The 19,627-nt window shown below is 58.0% G+C and carries 7 protein-coding genes; 4 read left to right on the top strand and 3 right to left on the bottom strand.

Annotation, left to right across the window (positions count from 1 at the left end; all coding sequences use genetic code 11):
- Positions 1-112 precede the first annotated feature (112 nt).
- A complete protein-coding gene (locus QMX98_RS21270; protein WP_169858005.1) occupies positions 113-484 on the bottom strand; it encodes a DUF6124 family protein in 372 nt (123 codons plus the stop codon).
- A gap of 467 nt (positions 485-951) precedes the next feature.
- On the opposite strand from QMX98_RS21270, the gene QMX98_RS21275 reads away from it, so the two are divergent.
- The 4 genes from QMX98_RS21275 (at position 952) to QMX98_RS21290 (ending at position 17,101) form a co-directional block, all read left to right on the top strand.
- Positions 952-4,416 (top strand): hypothetical protein, encoded by a 3,465-nt coding sequence (locus QMX98_RS21275; RefSeq protein WP_282411341.1) that lies wholly within the window; start codon positions 952-954, stop codon positions 4,414-4,416.
- Positions 4,417-4,540: 124 nt separating this feature from the next.
- Positions 4,541-8,173 (top strand): Tc toxin subunit A, encoded by a 3,633-nt coding sequence (locus QMX98_RS21280; protein ID WP_282411342.1) that lies wholly within the window; start codon positions 4,541-4,543, stop codon positions 8,171-8,173.
- Positions 8,174-8,223: 50 nt separating this feature from the next.
- Complete coding sequence (locus tag QMX98_RS21285) at positions 8,224-12,336, top strand: neuraminidase-like domain-containing protein (protein WP_282411343.1); 4,113 nt, start codon at positions 8,224-8,226, stop codon at positions 12,334-12,336.
- A complete protein-coding gene (locus QMX98_RS21290) occupies positions 12,329-17,101 on the top strand; it encodes a hypothetical protein (RefSeq protein ID WP_282411344.1) in 4,773 nt (1,590 codons plus the stop codon). Before QMX98_RS21285 ends, QMX98_RS21290 begins: the two co-directional genes overlap by 8 nt.
- 68 nt (positions 17,102-17,169) lie before the next feature.
- Here QMX98_RS21290 and QMX98_RS21295 read toward each other — a convergent pair whose 3' ends face one another.
- A complete protein-coding gene (locus tag QMX98_RS21295) occupies positions 17,170-18,501 on the bottom strand; it encodes a DUF58 domain-containing protein (protein WP_282411345.1) in 1,332 nt (443 codons plus the stop codon).
- On the bottom strand, positions 18,498-19,499 hold the full coding sequence (locus tag QMX98_RS21300; RefSeq protein WP_010457549.1) for a MoxR family ATPase: 1,002 nt from the start codon (positions 19,497-19,499) through the stop codon (positions 18,498-18,500). Before QMX98_RS21300 ends, QMX98_RS21295 begins: the two co-directional genes overlap by 4 nt.
- Between the last annotated feature and the right edge of the window lie 128 nt (positions 19,500-19,627).

The following is a 19,627-nucleotide window of genomic DNA, read 5'->3' on the forward strand; positions in this document are numbered from 1 at the left end:
GGCTCGCTCCCACAGGGGTATCGGCTGTCCATAAATTTTGTGGTCACTGAAAATCCCCTGTAGGAGCGAGCCTGCTCGCGATGGCGTCAGCTCAGGCGCCTGATAATCAAGCTCAGGTCACCTTGATCGCCTTTTCGTTATCCAGCGACCGCTCCACCAGCATCAACCCCAACTCACTCATCCGGTAAATCGCCATCGCCAGATGCCGTGGCTTGTCGTCCAGGCTGTCCGCCAGGTCGAGTAGCAGCGTGCTGACCGTGGAAAAGGTTTCGTAGGTCTCGATGTTCAGCGCTTCGGGATTGGCATCGGCGACAACGGTGAACATTTTCATGGCACGGTCCTGGGAAGCGCGAAGGGTTTCGACGTCGGGTTTGAGGTAATGGTCGAGCGCCTTGTCGGCGGCAGCGTGGAGCTTTCTTGAATCAAGGCTGGCGTAGGGGGAAACCGGGTCGGTTTCGGGGGGATTGGGTGTGGCTTTGAACATGATCTTATTGCCTCTATTAGGGCTACCACCGATTCGCGACTAAACGAGAGGGTGGCGGCTGTACGCAGGTTAGTCGACCGGGAGGCATAAGAAATACCGGCGCGCCCGAGGGCGCCCTGCGCACAGCCACCATCGAGTGCGGGGATAGGGAATACCCGACTGGATGACGCTTATGCACCTTCTTATACCTACCGAGCGACTAAACCCGATCGCTGATTGGCAGCGACGCGGATCAAGTTACGGGGCAAGGCCAAGGTGCACAAGCCGGCGGATTCTGGCGGATGTGTAGTCCATTGCGCAAGGCGCTGTAGTCACTTGCCGAGGGCTTGAACGGGCCGGGCGGAAAGGACTGATTGACTGCGGTGCCGTCCGTCGGAACTGTCAGATGTTACAGGTAGGCAGCGTCCTTGTTCGAGAAGTAGAAAGGTACTTACGGTCTGCGCAGAACATTAGGGACGGACAGCTATATGTCGGAAGATAAAAACTTTACAGATGTTGGCGGCTCGTCTGGACCCGGGATTCTATGGTCGCGGCCATATGTTTCACGTCAGGTGAACAATCCAACCTATTTGACTTTGGAGGGAGGGGGGCATGCCCGCTGTTACGTCAGAATAGTGGATGCCTTTACCGGAGAAACGTATAGCGCCGAGCAGAAAATGGAGGGTGACGGGCACTTTTCACTCCATAGTTATTCTTTCTCGCCTGGAGAGCAGCGTTTTTTTGTCTGGTTATGGAATGGAAACGATGATTGGTGGATGGCCAGTCGGCTTATTTTTGTTGATCCTGTGCCGCTTCAGGGGGAGCCGAACCCATCGGTAAAACAGCTCAATAATGACGACCCTTCAGAGTTCTCTCCTCCACGCTCTGACAATGTAAAACGCTCAGAAGAGCCTTGGGCCGTGAACGGAAATATGGCTCCGAATTTCAACTGGCCGCAGGGACTAAGAGTTGAAGGTCTGCAAAGCTTCGAAGTGACTGCAGAACCGGGTTGGAATATCAATATTGTAGATGCCTACTCGTGGGACGAGTTATGTGGCCGTACGCAAGTCAATAGCAACGGTAAAGCAGCCCTACAGCTAAAAAGTCCTTTGCCAAACGGCATTCATGACATCGTCGCTCAGGTGTGGATCGATGGTGATTGGTTTATGCCCAGTAATCTCCTGCGTATCGTGGTGCTGTCAAGGCCCGTCATTCTGACCCGTTCCATCACCTATCTCACTGCGCCAATAGAAGGGAATAATGGTGCTCCCGGCGCAACGATTGATTTATACAGGGCGGAAGGAGGCATTTATTTTGGTAGTGGCGTTGTTCGCGCCGATGGTAGTTGGACAGTCATTCCCGAAAACTTATATGCAGGCAATATCTTAATTACCTGTCGTCAAGTGTTTAAAGCAAGAAAGTTTGTCAGCCAAACCTACTCAGCGGATGCGGTGCCCGTCGAGCTGCAAGTGATCATCGCTCCGCAGTTTAAATACCCAACTGATAATGCCCGAGTTTATCGCGGGAAGATTACTGTCGAGGGGACAGGCAGAAAGCCTTATTCCAAAGTTAGAATTGAAAGCCAGGCCGGCGATATTTATTTTGGAACGACAGAGGATTCGGATTTTTATGGGAACTGGAGTAAAGAGATAGATTTGAGCGAAATCCAACTCGGGATTTTTAACCTTGCTGCTCGATATGAAACAGGCATTCATTGGGGGGGCGTCTCCTTTGAGATAGTAGCGATCGTCATTGAACAACCCGGTAACGGGGTGACAATCGATCAAGACGGAAATGTCTCCGGTTATGGAGGTGAACCAAATTCCATTGTGGAGGTGGTCCAGGACCTGGATCACAGTTTTAAAATCGGTGAAGGTCGGGTGTCACAAGATGGACGCTGGACCATGACCACCCGTGTCAATTTCATGCCTCCCGGCTCGTTTACCATTGTGGCCAAAACGGCTAACGGTCAGCCTAATAGCAAAAGTGAGGCACGGTCATTCAAAGTCCGCCCGCCCGCATTAACCACTGTCAACATCGAGAGTCCATCCGACACCATCGTCAAGTTTTCAGGCACCGGTCATGTCGGCGCCACGGTCCAGCTCATTCTGGACAGCGGCCCGGGCGGAACGGCGCCGCCCTCTGTGGTGGTGAAATCCGATGGCCAATGGGAAACGTCGGCAACGGGCTGGCCCCTGGGCGTCTACACGCTTAAGGCGATTCAGAAAGTCTCCGACAACGCCAACGGCTGGATTGAATCGAACCCGTACTCGTTCACCGTCAACCGGCAACTGAAAGATCCGACCGAGCTGCAATACACCAAGGACTACCAGCCGACCTTCTCAGGTCTGGGGCATACCGGCGCTACGGTCACGATTGCCAACCCCGGAGGCAGCTCTTCGGCCGCCCCCGATGCACGGGTTGCCAACGGCCAATGGTCGAGCAAGGCTTCAGAACTGTGGGGCCCGACGCTCAATCGAAAAGTGCATATCCGGCAGTCACTGAATGGTCAATGGTCGCCGAGCTGGCTTGAGCTGGCCGTCAGCATTCCACCCTTGGCCCCGGTAATCAGCCAGGTAGACGTGGACGGTTTCTTCGTCGTCGTGTCGGGCACCTGCTGGACGAATGCGGTGGTTGAGCTCACGTTCAGCGACAGCGGCACGGTACACACCGCCCAGGTGACTGACACACGCTGGACCTTTGAACGCAATACACCCTTTGAGTCGGACATTACCTATACCGTCACGGTGACCCAGACTGCCGCCGGGCAGACCTCGCCGGCCGCCTCTGAAACCTTCCTGATCGAAATGCCCATCCCTCAGCCGGTCATCATCGAGCCCGCCGCCAGCGCAGAAGTCGACCGCAACATCACTGTGCGGGGGGAGAGCGGTCTGAAGGGGGCGACGATGCAGTTGCGCGATGCCCGATTCGGTGGAGCGCTGGGTGAACCCCAAGTGCTGATTGACGGTGGTCGATGGTCGATCGGGCTCACTGCTCTCGAATTTCGTGAGTACACCATTGACGCTCAACAGACGCTGAACGGACGGGAGTCGTTGCGCAGTGAGGTGCGCACGTTTGAAGTTGTGGTGGTGCCGCCGGCCATTACGGTGCCGGAAGCAGACCAGAATCTGCCGCGAACCTCGACGCTGGAGGGACGGGCCACGCCGGGCGCTCTGGTTGACGTCTGGCTGGAGGGCGAGGCCGAGCCTCTACTCAGGAACATTGCGGTAAGCATCAACGGTCGCTGGAGCGGCGAGGTGACGTTGCCGGTGGGGCGCAAAACCATTTGGGCCAGGCAGACGTTTGAAGAGCGGCCGTCAAAAGACAGCCCGCCATTGAACTACAACGTCGTGCCGGCGGCACCGAGCATCGAAACCCCGGCGACGGACGAACACATCGGCCGGCAGGCGGTGGTTTCAGGCTTTGGCGTGCCCGGAGACACGGTGACGGTAAAGCGGGTCGACGCAGCGATGACGATGTTGGGGCAAGGTTCGGTGCTGGATGATCGCACGTGGTCGGTGGTGGTGGCCTTCGATCAACCCGACGGCCGCTACGGTGTGGTGGTTGTGGCCTCGTGCGACGGTTTCGATTCCGTCGAATCCCCCGTGCGACCGGTGCTGCTGGGGACGTATTTGCCCACCATCGAGTCGCCGGCGGCGGGGAGCTGGGCCAGCCACCCGGTCGGGTTCACAGGCCAGGGCGCGGAAGGTGTCGGGGAGATTGTGAGCTGGTTCAACCCCGACCAACGATGGGCCGCGAATATTCCCGTCGCAGGAGATTGGCAGGGCGCGGCCTCGCAGCCGATGCCGCCTGGTGGCCAATGGTGCCGATTCAGGCAAACCCTCACTGACAGCGCGCAGGTGAGATCCGACTGGGCCGACAGCAAGCGCTTCGAAGTCGAGCCTGCGCCGTCTGCCCGCTCGCCACAGGCTTCTTCCGATAAACGGTTGTAATAACTGTCATTTCTGACAGTAGACGCTGGCTGTGCATCGGCGCCAAATTCCATTGACCAAACGTACAGTCTGACGGGTTCGTCAGGCTGTTGCGGGCTGCTATCGACCCAAGGAACCATGACTCATGGCTGACTCTCGTATTCTCCCCGCCTTGCAATTGCTCGACGAGGTGTTTGATGAAGAACAGCGCGCGCACTGCGCCGAGCTGCGTAAATACCTCGAAAAGGGTGGATCGATTTTTCCTCTAGTGGAGAAGGGGCTTGACGGTCTGGTCAGGGGCTACGGGGTCACTCCGGAGGTCGCCTGGCAGTTTCTGCGGCGGGCCAACAGCATGGCCACTTACGTGCGCCGCCAATATATCGAGCACTTGCTGACGGGCAGTGAAAAGGCTGAGACAGGGCCATCGAGCGGTTTGTTGTCGTTCGTCCAGGGACCCACTTATGAGTGGTTGTTCAACACCCCCTTTGACTCGCTTTGTCCACCGGATGCCCTGGAGTCGATTGCGTCGCCCGTGGCGTATCTGATTGAACTGCTGCGCTGGATCCGCGATCGGATCGAAGTCTATGGCGTTCCTAGCGAAAAATACCCTCTGCATGATCGCCGCACAGATCTGAAGGAGCTGTCTGTGGACTTCAACGCGGTGCACACGTCGGTGTCCGCGGTCGACATCATCGTTTCGGTCCTGGAAACCTTCATCGCCAACCATGGGCCGGAGACGAAGCTTGAAGAAGCGCTGATTGAGGCTCGCTACCCGAATGGGCTGCCTTATTACCAGCATTGGGTGACCCTGGATGCCATTGCGCAGCACCATGGTCTGTCGGTGGCCAATTTTGCACACATGGTTGACCTCGATTACCCCTATTTTCTGCGAGCCGAGGCTTGGGATAACGATGCCGGGCGCGCGCTGGCCCATGCTTCTCGGCTGGGGCCTTATCAGCGCAAGCTGTTGACGGAGGAGAGTCCAACAGAGGGAGAGCAAGACGCTTTTTACTTGGCTAATTTCGGTGCCAGAGGAGTGGAATGGCTGAACCTGAATCAGGTGCCGTTCTTCGGTGAGCGGACAGCACTCGATACGCAGGGAATCGAGGCGTTGCTGTCAATTCGCAGTTTCTTGCCTGTTCGCTCAGCCAATGTGACCTACGTTCCGGCTACGCCTGCTGGCTCGGAAAGCGAACGTTTTGGTTCGGTTTACCTCAATGCACATACATCGCCGGCTGTCAGTATTACGGGTAGCGGAGACGGTCCTGGTTTCCTGCATCGATTGTCAGAGAATCCCAACACTGCGGATGGGTTTGCCCGATACGACCGAATGAACCGTAAGGTGCGTCTGGACAACTGGCTAGAGCTGCCCAGCGACGAGGTTGATACCTTGCTGGCTGCCGCCATCAGAGCCGAGGTGCGCGGCGGCGCGACTGCAGGAGAGTGGTGGATATCCGACAACGTTGTGCATGCATTGGGGCTTTTCCAGTCATTACGCGAGCGCTACGGCTGTACTGCGCAAGACTTCGCCGCGTTTATCGATGAGCTGTCGATCTACGGTCGCGGGGAGGCGCTGTCGCAATTCGACCAGGTCTTCAATAACCAAGGTAATTATCGCCAGCCCTTGAAGCTCGATAACGAGCTGTTCCCCCTGATGCCGGTAGAGGGGGCGACTGACTTGACAGTCAACCAACTGTGCAGCGGGATGGGTATTGACCTGCAGACCTATCATTTTCTGGCCCTGGCAATTGCCAAGGCGCATGGCAAGACAACAACTCTCCGACGCAGCGTGCCAATCGTTTCGAGTTTTTATCGTTTGGCGAAACTGGCGCGAATGCTGGAAATCACGCCGATTGAAGGCGTGTTGATGTTGATGTTGCTGGGTGGGGACAGCTGGGTCAACGGGCTGGCGGGGGCCCCTGTAATCAACAAGACCACAAGCGGCACGCCAGATGTGCTGAACCTGATCTATGCCTTGCACTCCTGCGTGGGCTGGTGCCGGGACCGTGATCTGCCGGTGCTTTGGATGCTGCAGCAGGTGTCTGAGCCGCGCGCCGGCACCGCCTCGGAGCCTGAACTGCAACTGTTCGATCAACTGGGCAGCTTGCTACCGGCCGCGCTGTTTACCAATGCCGGGCTGTTGATGGCCGGGGTGCCGGCATTGCCGGTGGCCGACTGGCTCGGTCTGCTGGGGAGTCTGGCCGATGCGCAGGGGTTGGTGCTTGCGCCGATCGGGGCTGAAGCTGAGGCCGACTACCCGAGCTTTGCTCGCCAACACATTGAAGCGGCGGTCAAGGATGGCCTGGGCGAAATAGACGACACCGTGCGCGCGGCCATTGTCGAAAAAATGCTCGGGGTTCTCTTGCTGGCCCGTGATGCCCAGGTGTCGGTGGTGAAGGAATGCCTGGCCGTGTACACCGGTGTTGACGCAGAGCAAGCCATACGGGTGCTTGCCTGGGCCAAGACAACGATCTATTCGCTGCTGCGTCAGGTGTTGGACCGCAACGGTGCCGCGCCTGCGCAACCCGCGCTCCGACGCGACGAAGGGGCTGATCCACTGCTGATGTTGCTGGCCGATGTGCGCCGTCGCAGCGCGGTGGTGACCAAACTCAACCTGAGTGCCGTCCTGCTGCAGGACTACCTCGATTATGGCTACAAAGCCTGGATGGGTCAGGATGACAAGCACCTGTTTACGGTGACAACGCTCTACTACCTCACCGCGCTCACCCGGGCCTTTGAACTCAGCGAGCAACCGGCGCAGACCCTGCTCGACTACCTGCGCCAGGTCAACGCACTGCCGACGATAGCCGGTGATGCGTTGGCCCTGGCCCAGCAGGCTTCGTCCCTCAAACTGGCCGAGTTTTTTGGCTGGAGCGTCCAGGAAGTGCGCGAGTGTATCAGCCGTATCGATCCGATAAACAAGGTGCTGAAAAACCTGACACAACTGGACCTGCTGATGCGCATCCGCGTGTTGTCGGCGCACAGCGGTATGGATGCCCTGACGATTTTCCTGATCGGCAATGTGCCTGAGACCGTTGATACGGAGGCGCAAAAACAGGCCTATGCCACGGCTGCCGAGCACGGCTTGCTGAGCTTGTCGGAAGTGCCGGAGCCCCTTGTGCAAGCGTCCAGCGACCTGAAGCAACTGGTCGACATCAAATGCGAACTGACCGACAAGGCGTACGCGGTGGCCAATAAACCGGATGAAAAAATCACCTTCAAGGTGACCCTCAAGAACGGCGCAGGCACTGCATTGAAAGGGGTCAACGTCTACTGGCACGCCAGGCTGGGCAGCATTGCCACAAAAGCGACCGGGATAGATGGAACGCTCATCGCGGAGTTTTTTCCGGGGAAAACGCTGGGCACGGAAACGCCGCAGTTCTGGCTGGATCTGTTTGAAGTGGAGTACGCCCCCAGTATCGAAGTCTTGGCCGACACCGAAACCTTGACCTTCCCGCCAGCCCTCCTGTCCCCGATCCCGTCAGGCCCCGTGAAACCTGGTCACGAAGTCGAACTCTTCGCGGTAATGATGGACCGTTATCAGAACCTTGGAACAGACAAGCTCGTGGATTGGCTTTTCCAGATCAAAGACGGTCCGGAGGAGGCGACAGTCATTATCCGGCCCGCTCAGGCGCGTACCGACCAGAACGGGCTCACGCGAGTGTTTGTCCATAGCCCGACCGGCTGCAAGGTCGTCATCTCGGTCCGGATTCAAGGCAGCGAGACTCAGACCAATTTCGAGCCCATTACTTTCGAAGGCGACGGATACCCAGCGTAACGGTATCGCTTGCTGATGTGTGTCCCCCGAAGAGCCAAGGAGAAAGGATCATGGCATCGAATAACACGGGTCATCTGCTGGAAAAGCGCCGCCTGGCATTGATGGAATACTGCATCGGGCAGGTCAACAAGACAGGCGAAAAGTCTTATGCCTTCGTGAAAACACCGGAGGACCTCTTCGAACTGCTGCGCCTGGATCCGCTGGACAGCTACCCGGTGCAGAATTCCTGGGTGGCTGAAGCGATCAGTTGTGCGCAGCAGTACATTCATGCGGTGTATCAGAAACTGGAGCCCGGTTACGCAAAGTACCCGTTCAGCAAGCCGGACCTGGACACCTGGGCGTTCTACAGTAATTACCCGGACTGGGCGGCGTTGCAACTCATCTCGATTTACCCGGAAATCTTCATCAATCCCTTTGTGCGTCAGCGTAAGACCAGTCTGTTCAAAACCCTCGAGAATGACCTGAACCAGAGCAGCCTGAACACCGACTCCGTTCAAAAGGCACTGCAGAATTATCTGCACACGTTCGAGCAGACCTGCGACCTGGAAGTGATCAGCGCCTATATGGGCGGCTACCGAGGGGATGCGTTGCGCCCGCCAACCCCCGCTCTGGCGGACTACTACTTTGTTGGCTGCTCACGGACCGAGCCTCGCCAGTACTTCTGGCGCAAGGCGGAGGTTGAACTCAGCCCCGCCGAAACTGCCATCAATCCGGCGGCGTGGAGTGAATGGCAGCCGATCGAAATTCCCACCGATGCGAAGGTGCTGGATATCCGTCCGGTGTTCTGGAACGGGCGGTTGTGCGTGGTGTGGTCCGAGTGGCGCGAGAAGACAGTCGATAAATCCACTGACGTTGTGTTACCCAACCAACTCACTATCAAGCTGGCCTTCATGGCGCAAAACGGCCAATGGTCGGCACCGTTGAACCTGCATGAATCGCTGCACGTTCGCGACGTCTCTGCGGATGCACGGCTGGTTGCAACGGTGTTGGTTACTGAGCAGTACCCCAAGGGCAATCTGGGCGTGATGTTGATTAACGGCAAGTCTGGAGAAGACGCCCTGAAAGTATCGGTGGCGCGCGACGTGCTGTTGCGTCCTGCGGTCGATGATGACGGCGGCTGGCTGGAGCAGGCGACGGTGCGATTTGCTACACCTTTGACGGTACAGCATGCCTTGGTCAGTAGACCGCCAATGGTTGTGACTGATGCTTTACCGGGAAGCATGATCCGTTATCTGGGACTACGGGCCTTTGCGTTCGCTGTTGGTAACGACGATGTGCTTCTCGTCCAGGGCTTTTGCAAGCAAACGGAGTGGTATTACTCTGGCGCCACAGCTCTTCTGAAATTGGAGTTGATCAACCCGGCCAGCGGAGACCCGGCACCGATTGAACAAGAATTTCCGATTAAGGGTGAATGGAGTACCGTTTGGCAAACCTTTAGACGGGCGAGAGGCGGATGGAGTACGGCGCCTGTCTTTTCTTTTGGTGGGAAGGATGGGGCTGGCTACGGGCGCAAAAACTTTACAATAACGATCGCCGACCTTCCGCACTTCACCCCTGCGGAGCTGCTTAAAAACACCCTCGATGCCGCGCAGTTTCTCAAGCTCAACCAGGCAGACCTGGCGCTGAAATACTGCCGCCTGAACTCGCTGTTCGGCCCCGAACTGGTACAACGTTCCAACATTTCCGTCGATGCCGTACTGGACTGGGACACGCAGTTCCTGTCGGAGCCACCTCCAACCTCTGTACCGCTCAATGAGCCGAACGGTGCATTCGATGGTGCCAACGGGCTGTTTTTCTGGGAGCTGTTTTTTCACCTGCCGCACCTGGTGGCCACACGCTTGCGTGATGAAAACAGTTTTACCCAAGCGCAGGACTGGCTGCGATACCTGTTTGATCCACAAGCCATTGCCGATGAACCCAGTGTGCCGAATCCAAAGCCGCTGTACTGGCGCTGCCGGCCATTGGCGACCCGCGGTAATCCTGGCACTGAAGCCCTGAACTCGTCCGATCCGGATGCCATCGGTTATGCAGCCCCGCGGCACTTTCAGATTCTGGTGTTTACCGAGTACGTCAATAACCTCATCGCATGGGGCGACTGGTATTACCGTCAACTGACCCGCGACAGCCTGGTGGCGGCAAAGTTGTGCTATGTCCAGGCCCGGTTCCTGATGGGCAAGGCGCCTTCGGTGCGCACCGTCAACAGCTGGGAAACCACCACAGTGGAAACGCTTTTAAAGAGCAGCGGCTCACGGCCGGCACTGGAGCAATTTGAACGAGCGCTCGATTTCAGTCTGGCGGATTTTCCAGTCGCCTGCGACAACGCCCCCCGATTGGGGTTATTGGCGAACGGACCTTTCAAGCCGCCGATCAACCAGCGGCTGCTCGATCTGTTTGCACTGCCCGACCAGCGCCTGTTCAACCTGCGCAACAACCTCACCATCGAAGGCTCGCCGCTGGATATCCCACTGTTCAGCCCGATGACCGACCCCAACCGGCTGCTGCGCGATCTCGCCAGTGGTGGTGTTGGCGGGCCGCGCCCCATGGGCGGGCGGCTGGTGGTGGGGGCTTTTCGTTGGCGCGTTACCTTTGAGGCGGCATTACGTGCCGTGCAGACCTTGCAGGAGTTCGCCAATGAGGTGCTGAGCCTGCTGGAACGCCGGGATCGGGCGGAACAGGAGGAAATGCAGCAAGACCATTTGGTAAAACTGGGTGCCTATGCCGAGACCATGCAACGGCAGACCATCGACCAACTGGTGACGAATGTGGACGCGCTTTCCAGCAGTCGGAAGATGGCACAGGAGCGGGCTCAGGCGTACTCGCAACTTTATGATGAAAACGTATCGGAGACTGAATACAGGGTCATGGATAACCTGCAACAGTCCAAAGTGTTGGCGCTGACCTCTTCAGCCCTTAAACCCGCAGGTGCCGTCATTGCGGCCGGTCCCAACATTTTTGGCGTGGCGGCCGGTGGCTTTCGGATCGATGCATTGGTCGATGCCGTGTGCTATGGATTGGACATCGCCGCCTCGATACTGCAAATCGATGCGGACAAGCAAGCCACTACCGAAGCCTACCGCCGTCGCGCCGCCGATTGGAAACTGCAGCGCGATCAGGCACAGGCAGAGGCTCGGGCGATAGACGTTCAGATTACCGCGCAGGAACAGGCGGTGCTGGCGGCCCGCACCAGCCTGGAGCAAATCCTCAGGGCCAACAGTCAGGCGTTGGCGATTTACAACTTCCTCAAAAAACGTGCGACCAATGCCGAACTGTTCAGCTGGATGTTGGGGCAGCTCAAGGCGTTGCATAAACAGGCCTACGACGCGGTGGTCAGCCTGTGCCTCAGCGCCCAGTACTCACTCAGTGCCGAAACCGGCGATTACGACTCGCAGATCCCGTTGCCTCAGGTGTGGCTGGACAGCCATCACGGCCTGACGGCAGGCGAGCACTTGCGTGCGCATCTTCTGCGAATGGAGCGCGAATACCTGCAACGCCATGAGCGGCGGCTGGAACTGGTCAAAACCATTTCCTTGCGGCAACTGTTTGACGACGCGGTGGATGCACAGACCGGAATCAAGAGCTGGGATTCTGCATTGCAACAGCTGCGCGCCACCGGGTCGCTGGAATTCAGACTCACCCAATTGCTCTTCGATCAAGATCATCCAGGGCATTACTGCCGGCAGATCAGCCTGGTTGAAGTCGATCTGCCAGCGCTGACCGGGCCTTACCAGGATATCAAGGCCACGTTGCTCCAGATCAGCAGCATGAACGCGACCAAGGCCACCGCCCAATCCGTGAAGTACCTGTATAACCCGGACGGCGCGGTGGCCCCGGCCGATGTGCAGGTCAACTTGCGCAGTGGTCAGCAGATTGCCCTGTCGATGGGCCTCGCCGATAACGGCATGACGGCGATGAAGCCCGATGACGGTTTGCTCAACCCGTTCGAAAATACCGGGCTGGTCTCTCGCTGGATGTTGAATTTCCCCTGGGCCGGCAAAGACCCGCAGCGGTCGATGCTGGAATCGCTGACCGACATCATCGTGCGTATCCGTTACACGGCCAAAGTCGGCGAGCCGACCTTCACGCGCAAAGTCGAAGACATGGTGAACGTGGAAATCGCCAGCCGGCAAAACAATCAGGACAAAGGGGCAGGCGACCATGCGTGAACTCAACATTCAGGCCGATGAGAATCTGGTTCTCAACGGGGATTTCACAGAGTGGCCCGATCATTGGAAGAAAAACCTGGGCAGGGGTTGGCTCAGTACTCAGGACGAAATCTACGACGACGAGTTCACCCGTTTTCTGGCAGCCGGGAATGAGGCGTCGGTCAGTCAGGACATCATCATCCCCAAAGACCCGGGCACCGATGCGCACTATGTCCTGAGCTTCCTGTGCGAGACACGCCATATCGAAGCGGGATGGGTTCAGATCAGTGTCGAGGGGTCGCAGGACGTCCAGACGATCAGGCTTGAACCGGGCAACGCACGTGATCGGGAGGACGATCAGGCGCGTCTGGCCAGCGGACAGCCGCTGGCGCTCTTCCCTCGGGTGTATGAAGAAAAACTGGAGCTCCCGATAAAAAGCGGGGACGTGATCACCCTCAGCATTTTCAGCCCCAAGAACGAGCCTTCGGACTATTTATCGCAGATCTGTATTTTCCGGATCAGACTCGACTTGCGACTGGGGCCGCTGGCGTTGCAAGCGGTGTGGCTCGACGACCAGCCTTCGCCACTCGGCAGGACATTGCACCTGTGCGTGGACGGCACCCATACGCTGAAGTTCGAGCCTGAGGACGACAACGCCTGGCTAGGCACCCACGTGGCGCTGGTCAGCGAAAACAACCCCGATGGTGCGGTGCTCGCGACGCCGGAATGGGGCGTCAATCAGTCGCTTGACCGTGAATGGCAGATCACTTGCCCGTGGCTGGACCTTGCCGAACCCCACCTCCTGACATTGATCCTGCACAACCGGTACTCCGCAGAGCCTTACCCGATCAGCGTGTCGCTGGGGCACCATCGATTGGTGTTTCGTGAAGTCCTGGAGGCGGCTTATTACCCGGTGCTTGAATTCAGCCAGGGGGTGCGGTTGGGGGTTCAGGTGACGTCGTTTTACACCTCGTTGCCGGTCACCGGGAGGCCAGTGACCTGGACGCTTGCCGGTCAACCGATGCTGGGCGTGACCCAGACCAATGACGAAGGCTGGGCGTACTTCGATTTTCAACCGACGCAAGCGGGTGACGTCGAGATCGAAGCGTCGGTAGAAAGCTTGTACTACCCCTCCGGCGTCTTCACTCAAACGTTCGTCGTGCGGGTATTGGCCACGGATCCGTGGAGGGACCTGTCCGCGGTCGTCGAGGGGGTTGCCACGCGCTGGGAAGAAAAAACCGGCTACCCCAATCGGGGGGCTGTTTACTCCGTCGTTGTCAAACTGCCTGAGACCAGTCCGTTGCTGGGGACGCATCTCGCGATGCACTGGAGCGGTGACTCGCCTGAACAACTGGGGGTTGTCGTCTATCCAGCGCTTGGGTATTGGTTGCCGATACCGAGCAACGGCGTCGAGCTTCCCTGGACGCTGACAAGTGAGGATCGCCTGGACGGCCAGTTCTGGCTGTCGCTGGTCTGTTCGAAACTGTTGCTGCCTTCACCGAAAAAAACCATGTCGCTGGCGCGTAACGTGGTCAGGATCGGCGACGTGCGTGAAGCCAACAAGTTACCAGAGGTAGATGAAAACGAGAGCGTGTTGTTGCGGGTTCAGGTGGTGCACGACCTGAACGGCGGGGCGGGTGAACCGGTCATCGGTGCACTGGTTGACTGGGTGGCTCAGCGCAAGGACAGCGGAAGCGTCGAGGCCAGGAGCTCGACCCGTTCGGGAGCCGGTGGCTGGGCCGGTTTTCTGTTTGCGCCAAGTCAGGCCATACAGTATGTCGTCACTGCCAGCGTCCGTGCCCATCTGGAAGCCGTTGCCGTTGAATGGCCATTTGATGTGGTGGCGGCAGCGGCCAGCCCCTGGAAGAGTGAGGTCAAGATCCTGCTTGATGGGGAAGAAGTCGATCGTGTTGAGCTTGGACTGCACTGTCGGCGTGGTCAGACCCATACCCTGAAAGTCGAGCCCATCGCTGGCAGTGGATGGGTCGACGCAAATATCAGTTTGCATTGGCGAGGTGCCGCGCCGGATATCGGACTGGTGCCCACTGACCTTGGCGTTTCCAAAGTGCTAGTGGCAGGCGGCGTGGATTGGAAGCTTGTTTCAGAGGCGAATGCCAGCATCAGCAGCCTGTTCGATCTGGAGCTGCATCTGGAGGGTGAACGGATTGTTCGAGAGCTTTTTGGGCGATTGATAGCGGCGGACCCGAAAGAAGAATTGAGTCTGTTGCTCGATCAGGTACAGGCAGTACTTGACGGCCAGGCTCTGTATCCATGCCTGGGGGCGCAGCACCGTTTTAACGTGTTGCCCAATGCGCTGACCCCGCTGGTGGGGTTGAAGGCATCGCTGACGTGGTCGGGAACCCCTGCAGATCAACTGGAGGCAACCATCGACCCCGCTTTGAATGTGCCGCAGCTCATCAGCGACGGGGGCACACCTTGGGAATTGGACTTTACTCGCAGTGGGAATAGGGGCGAGTTTGCCCTGACCCTGGCACTCCCTCAGCTGGAGTTTGTGGCCACCGTGACGCCGATGAAGCTGGCGCATAACAAGGTCAGGATCGAGACGTGGCGCGAATCGGCCGTGGATCCGGTGGTCGGGCAGGAACCGGCCTGGAACTGGGTTCAGGTGTGCTCGCACTTTACCGGGCAGGCCGTGGGTGAGGTGCCGGTGAAATGGGTGGACTCAAGCGTGGTGCCAACCGATGCGGATGGCTGGTCCGGGTTTGCTTTTTCGCCGGAAAATGCTGATCAGGCGTACCAAGTGACGGCCGAAGTGGAGAGCCTGTACGACGGCTTCAAGGAGCAACGCGACACGACGGTCCGGGCGCTGGCCACTGATCCCTGGGAGGGGCTGGAGGTCAGCTTTGATCAGAAAGAATTCAAGCGCTGGAGCCAGCACACCTGCTTCCCCCGTCGCAAGGGCACACATTCGATTGATTTAAGGGCGGCGGCAAACAGCCCGCTGTCTGGCCGGCACTTGATACTGGGAATGACGGGGGCCGGACCGGAGGCGTTGGGAATCAACTTTCAATCGGCCGGGCTCGGCGTGCCTCGACTGTTTCACGGCGACATGGGGTTGAACTACCAGTTCAAGGTGGCCGATCTCAGGGATGCAAGTTTCGCGCTCCGTCTGTCGTCCGAGCGGCTGGCGAGCCTGTCGCCGGCTAACCCGATGTCCCTCGGGGAAGGCTCGCAGGTGCTGAAAATCAGCAGCAACAGCAGCGCTTTCCAGACACTGGACTGGGGCCAGGCATTGGTCGGACAGGTCACGGTGGTGTCGGTGATCAGTGGCAAGCCGATGGTGGGGTGGGTTGTCACGTGGCGAAGCCCGGACCTCGGAGTTGTAACTGCCGAGACTGATTATTACGGTGTGGCGAGAGTGCGGTTTGTTCCAACTACGCCCGGAGAGGCTGGGCTGACCGCAACGGTAGGGGGTAAGGACTATTCAGAATCAGTTGAGCTTTCATATGTATTGAACGAGCCTCGGAAAATACAAACGCTCTGTAGTCCGAAGCCCAATGGTCATCTGGGTGAATTGGTTTCGGCGGTCGCTAATGTGGTTTCAGCGCAGACAGGCGAACCTTTGCAGGATGTTGAGGTGAGGTGGGATTACCCCGACAGGACAATTGCTCCGACGAGGACAGATGCTGAAGGGAATGCCTGGGTGGAGTTCAGGATGCCAGGCGTAAGAAAGGGGCTTCTACAAGCTGTCGTGACGGGTGGATTTGGCGGGTGGGAAGCGAAATTTATTGAGTTTGAGTTGGTGCCAAATATGTCTACATCTACTTCTACTTCTACTTCTACTTCTACTTCTACTTCTACTTCTACTTCTACTTCCAGTTCTACTTGGCTGCAAGAGTTCAGACCTTACGTTAATGATGTAGAAGTAGATTGGCTTGACGTAAAGTTGAATTTGGTTTCGGGAGAGGTTTGCACCCTTAAACTGGACTATAAATACAGTTGGCTGATAGGCGCACCTGAAGGATTTCTTACTCTGGAATACGCGTCGGACGTGGAGGAGCAAGGTCTGGTTTTTGATCCGCCTTTGGAGCAACGGTGTGAGATGGCAAAGGGCACGACCTCCTTGAGTTGGTCTATTTTTACCGAGATTGCGCACAGCGGTCCTTTTGTATTGAACTTTTCCCTTCCAGAGTTTGAACAGTTACCGAATTCACCGCCGTTGCCGGGGGAAGTAGTTAATTTCGCGCAAGAAGTGGACGTCAAGTTTGATGAGTTTTCGGTTGATTTTGGAGCGAGCGCCTATCCCTGCCATGGTGCGAGGCACACGGTCACCGTGCGACCCAAACCTTCCAGCCAGTTTCTGAACAAGCCTATAAAACTGGTATGGGGCGGAGAGCCCGCCGCCAATCTAGGTGTGGTGGTTGCACCTTCGCTGGGGCGCGAGCAACTGCTGACACCAGAAGGCGTGACGTGGGAACTGAATTGTCTCGACACGACCAAGAACGGAGATTTTTTCTTGCAACTGATGTTAGTGGAGTCGGGAGTGAGGTCTTCGCCATTAGCTATGTCGTTGGGCCATAATCATGTGACTGTTGAACGTTGGTCCACTGCTGAATATCAATGGCCGGATATTGAATGGCAGAAGTATCACATTCGGGCGACATCCGTTTTTTTGAAAAAAGGGGTTCCGGGGGTTCGAGTCACTAGAGCCACCAACCAGTTTTTCTATTTCACTGATTCAAAGGGTGAGGCTGCTACAACTATTTCTACACAAGCCGGGGGGAGGCTGGAGGTTCACAATAAATACGACGGAACTGTTATTTGATATCGGCATCTGTTTTCGCTAAGCAATTAATGCCTTTTCATTGAGGGAAAGCGTTAATTGCTTGGCGTTTATAGATATCCCGCTTTCTTCCAAGCCAGGTACCGCGTCACCAACCCGGCCCCCAACTCTGAGGGCCGGGCATCCACCACCGGCACTCCATGAGCACCCAACTGCTCATGGAGTTGCGCCCGGTCATTCAGGTAATCCACCGTCCCGCAATAGGCCAGCGCCTCCGGCAAGGTTTGCACTGGCGCGTGCCGCAAATCGTCGAGCAAGTCTTCGCGCAGACTCGCCACCAGCACCCGATGCAGTTTGCTCAGGCGTTTGACGGCGGTGAGCAGTTCGTCGTCGTCTTCGTCACGCAGGTTGGTGACCAGCACCACCAGCGCTCGGCGTTTCTGGCGGGCCAGTAGCTGGGTGGCGGCAGCCTGGTAGTCGGCGGGGCGTTGGGTGCTGTCGAGGTCGTAGACGGTGTTGAGCAACACATTGAGCTGCCCCGTGCCTTTGACCGGGGCGAGGTAGTGCGCGCGATCACTGGCGAACGTGCTCAGGCCCACGGCATCACCCTGGCGCAGGGCGATGTAGCTGAGCAACAGGCAGGCATTGAGTGCGTGATCGAAATGGGCGAGTTCGCCGTCCTGGCTGCGCATCCGGCGGCCGCAATCGAGCATGAAGATGATTTGCTGGTCGCGCTCGTCCTGGTACTCACGGGCGATCGGTGTACGTTGGCGGGCGGTGGCTTTCCAGTCGATCTGGCGCAGGCTGTCGCCTTCACGGAATTCGCGCAGTTGATGGAATTCCAGGCCCAGGCCACGACGCTGGCGCTGGCGCACGCCGAGCTGGCTGAGCCAGTTGTCCACCGCCAGCAGTTCACCGCCATAGAGACGGGCGAAGTCGGGGTAGACGCGGGTGCTGTCGGTCACGTTCAGCAGGCGTTTGCCGGACCACAGGCCCATTGGACTCGGCAGGTTGATTTCGCAGTGTTCGAAGGTGAAGTGGCCGCGCTTGAGGGGGCGCAATCGATAGCCCACAAGGCTCTGTTGACCGGGTTGCAGTGCTGCCAGCAGCGGGAGGTTTTCGAAGCTCAGGCCTTCCGGAACATGGTCGAAGATCTGGATGTTCAGTGGTTGATCAAAGTCATGCTCGATCTCCAGCCGCACTTCGCTCCAACGGCCGAGTGCAAGGCTGCCGGGCATCTGGCGTTGGAGGCGTGGCGAGGGCAAACGCTTGAGGCGAACGGCGTCGAGAACGGCCAGGGCCAGCAGCGCCAGCAACAATCCCCAGTTGATCGACAACAGGGTTGAGGGCATGTCGATGTCCAGTGCCCGCAACATGCCCAGCACGATGCCGATGGCGAGCAAGATGGCGAGCCAGATCAGCAACAGGCGCGACGGTTTCACAGACGCGGCGCCGGCACTTGATCGAGCAACTGCTTGAGCACCTGATCGACATCCAGCCCTTCGATGTCGAACTCGGGGGCGATCCGGACGCGATGGCGCAGCACTGACAAGGCGCAACCCTTGATGTCATCCGGGATCACGAAGTCGCCGCCACGCAGCAGCGCGCGGGCGCGGGCGCAACGCACCAGGGCAATGGACGCGCGTGGCCCGGCGCCGAGGGTCAGGCCTGGCCAGGTGCGAGTAGTGCGGGCCAGGCGCACTGCGTAATCGAGGACTTGATCGTCCAGCGGCAGGTCGCTGGCGATGCGCTGCAAGGCCATCACGTCCTTGGCTTGCAGCACGGTGCGCAGCGGTTGCACGTCGAGCATGTCGGCGCGGGTCGAGCGGCTGACCTGGCGGACCATGTTCAGCTCTTGATCGGCGTCGGGATAATCCATGCGCACCTTGAGCATGAAGCGGTCGAGTTCAGCTTCGGGCAGTGGATACGTACCTTCCTGTTCGATCGGGTTTTGCGTGGCGAGCACCATGAACGGTTGCACGATGGCCAAGGCGCGTCCTTCCAGAGTGACCTGGCGTTCCTGCATGGCCTCAAGTAACGCGGCCTGGGTTTTCGCCGGCGCACGGTTGATCTCGTCAGCCAGCAGCAAGTTAGTGAATATCGGACCCTTGCGCAGTTTGAACTGCTCGGTGTTCAGGTCGTAGACCGCGTGCCCGGTGACGTCGCTGGGCATCAGGTCCGGGGTGAACTGGATGCGCGCAAATTCACCGCCGAAGCAGCGGGCGAGGGCACGTACCAGCAGTGTTTTGCCCAACCCCGGCACACCTTCGAGCAACACGTGGCCGCCGGCGATCAGTGCAGTGAGAACGTCGTCAATCACGCTGTTCTGTCCGATCACGGCTTTTTGCAATTCATTGCGCACGGCCTGGGCCAACTGACTGGCGCGCTGGCGTTGCTGGGCGGCGTGGGTCGCGCTGCCGGGCTCGATCTGTTGACTCACTGCTTCTGGAGCCTTGCTAACTGTTATATGTGTTTTATCTTCCATAAATCAGATACTTACCTAATCTAACTATTTTTATGTTTTTTTACGCGTGGAATAAGTGATGAGTGACTGACAATCTGCCTCAT

Origin of the sequence: Pseudomonas sp. PS02303 (assembly GCF_029959925.1) — a bacterium.
GTDB classification, from domain to species: domain Bacteria; phylum Pseudomonadota; class Gammaproteobacteria; order Pseudomonadales; family Pseudomonadaceae; genus Aquipseudomonas; species Aquipseudomonas mandelii.

What these genes read in the sequence shown, in the direction of transcription:
- QMX98_RS21285 (WP_282411343.1), top strand. Translation starts at nt 8,224, where the DNA reads ATGGCATCGAATAACACGGGTCATCTGCTGGAAAAGCGCCGCCTGGCA.
- QMX98_RS21280 (WP_282411342.1), top strand. Translation starts at nt 4,541, where the DNA reads ATGGCTGACTCTCGTATTCTCCCCGCCTTGCAATTGCTCGACGAGGTG.
- QMX98_RS21275 (WP_282411341.1), top strand. Translation starts at nt 952, where the DNA reads ATGTCGGAAGATAAAAACTTTACAGATGTTGGCGGCTCGTCTGGACCC.
- QMX98_RS21270 (WP_169858005.1), bottom strand. Translation starts at nt 484, where the DNA reads ATGTTCAAAGCCACACCCAATCCCCCCGAAACCGACCCGGTTTCCCCC.
- QMX98_RS21290 (WP_282411344.1), top strand. Translation starts at nt 12,329, where the DNA reads ATGCGTGAACTCAACATTCAGGCCGATGAGAATCTGGTTCTCAACGGG.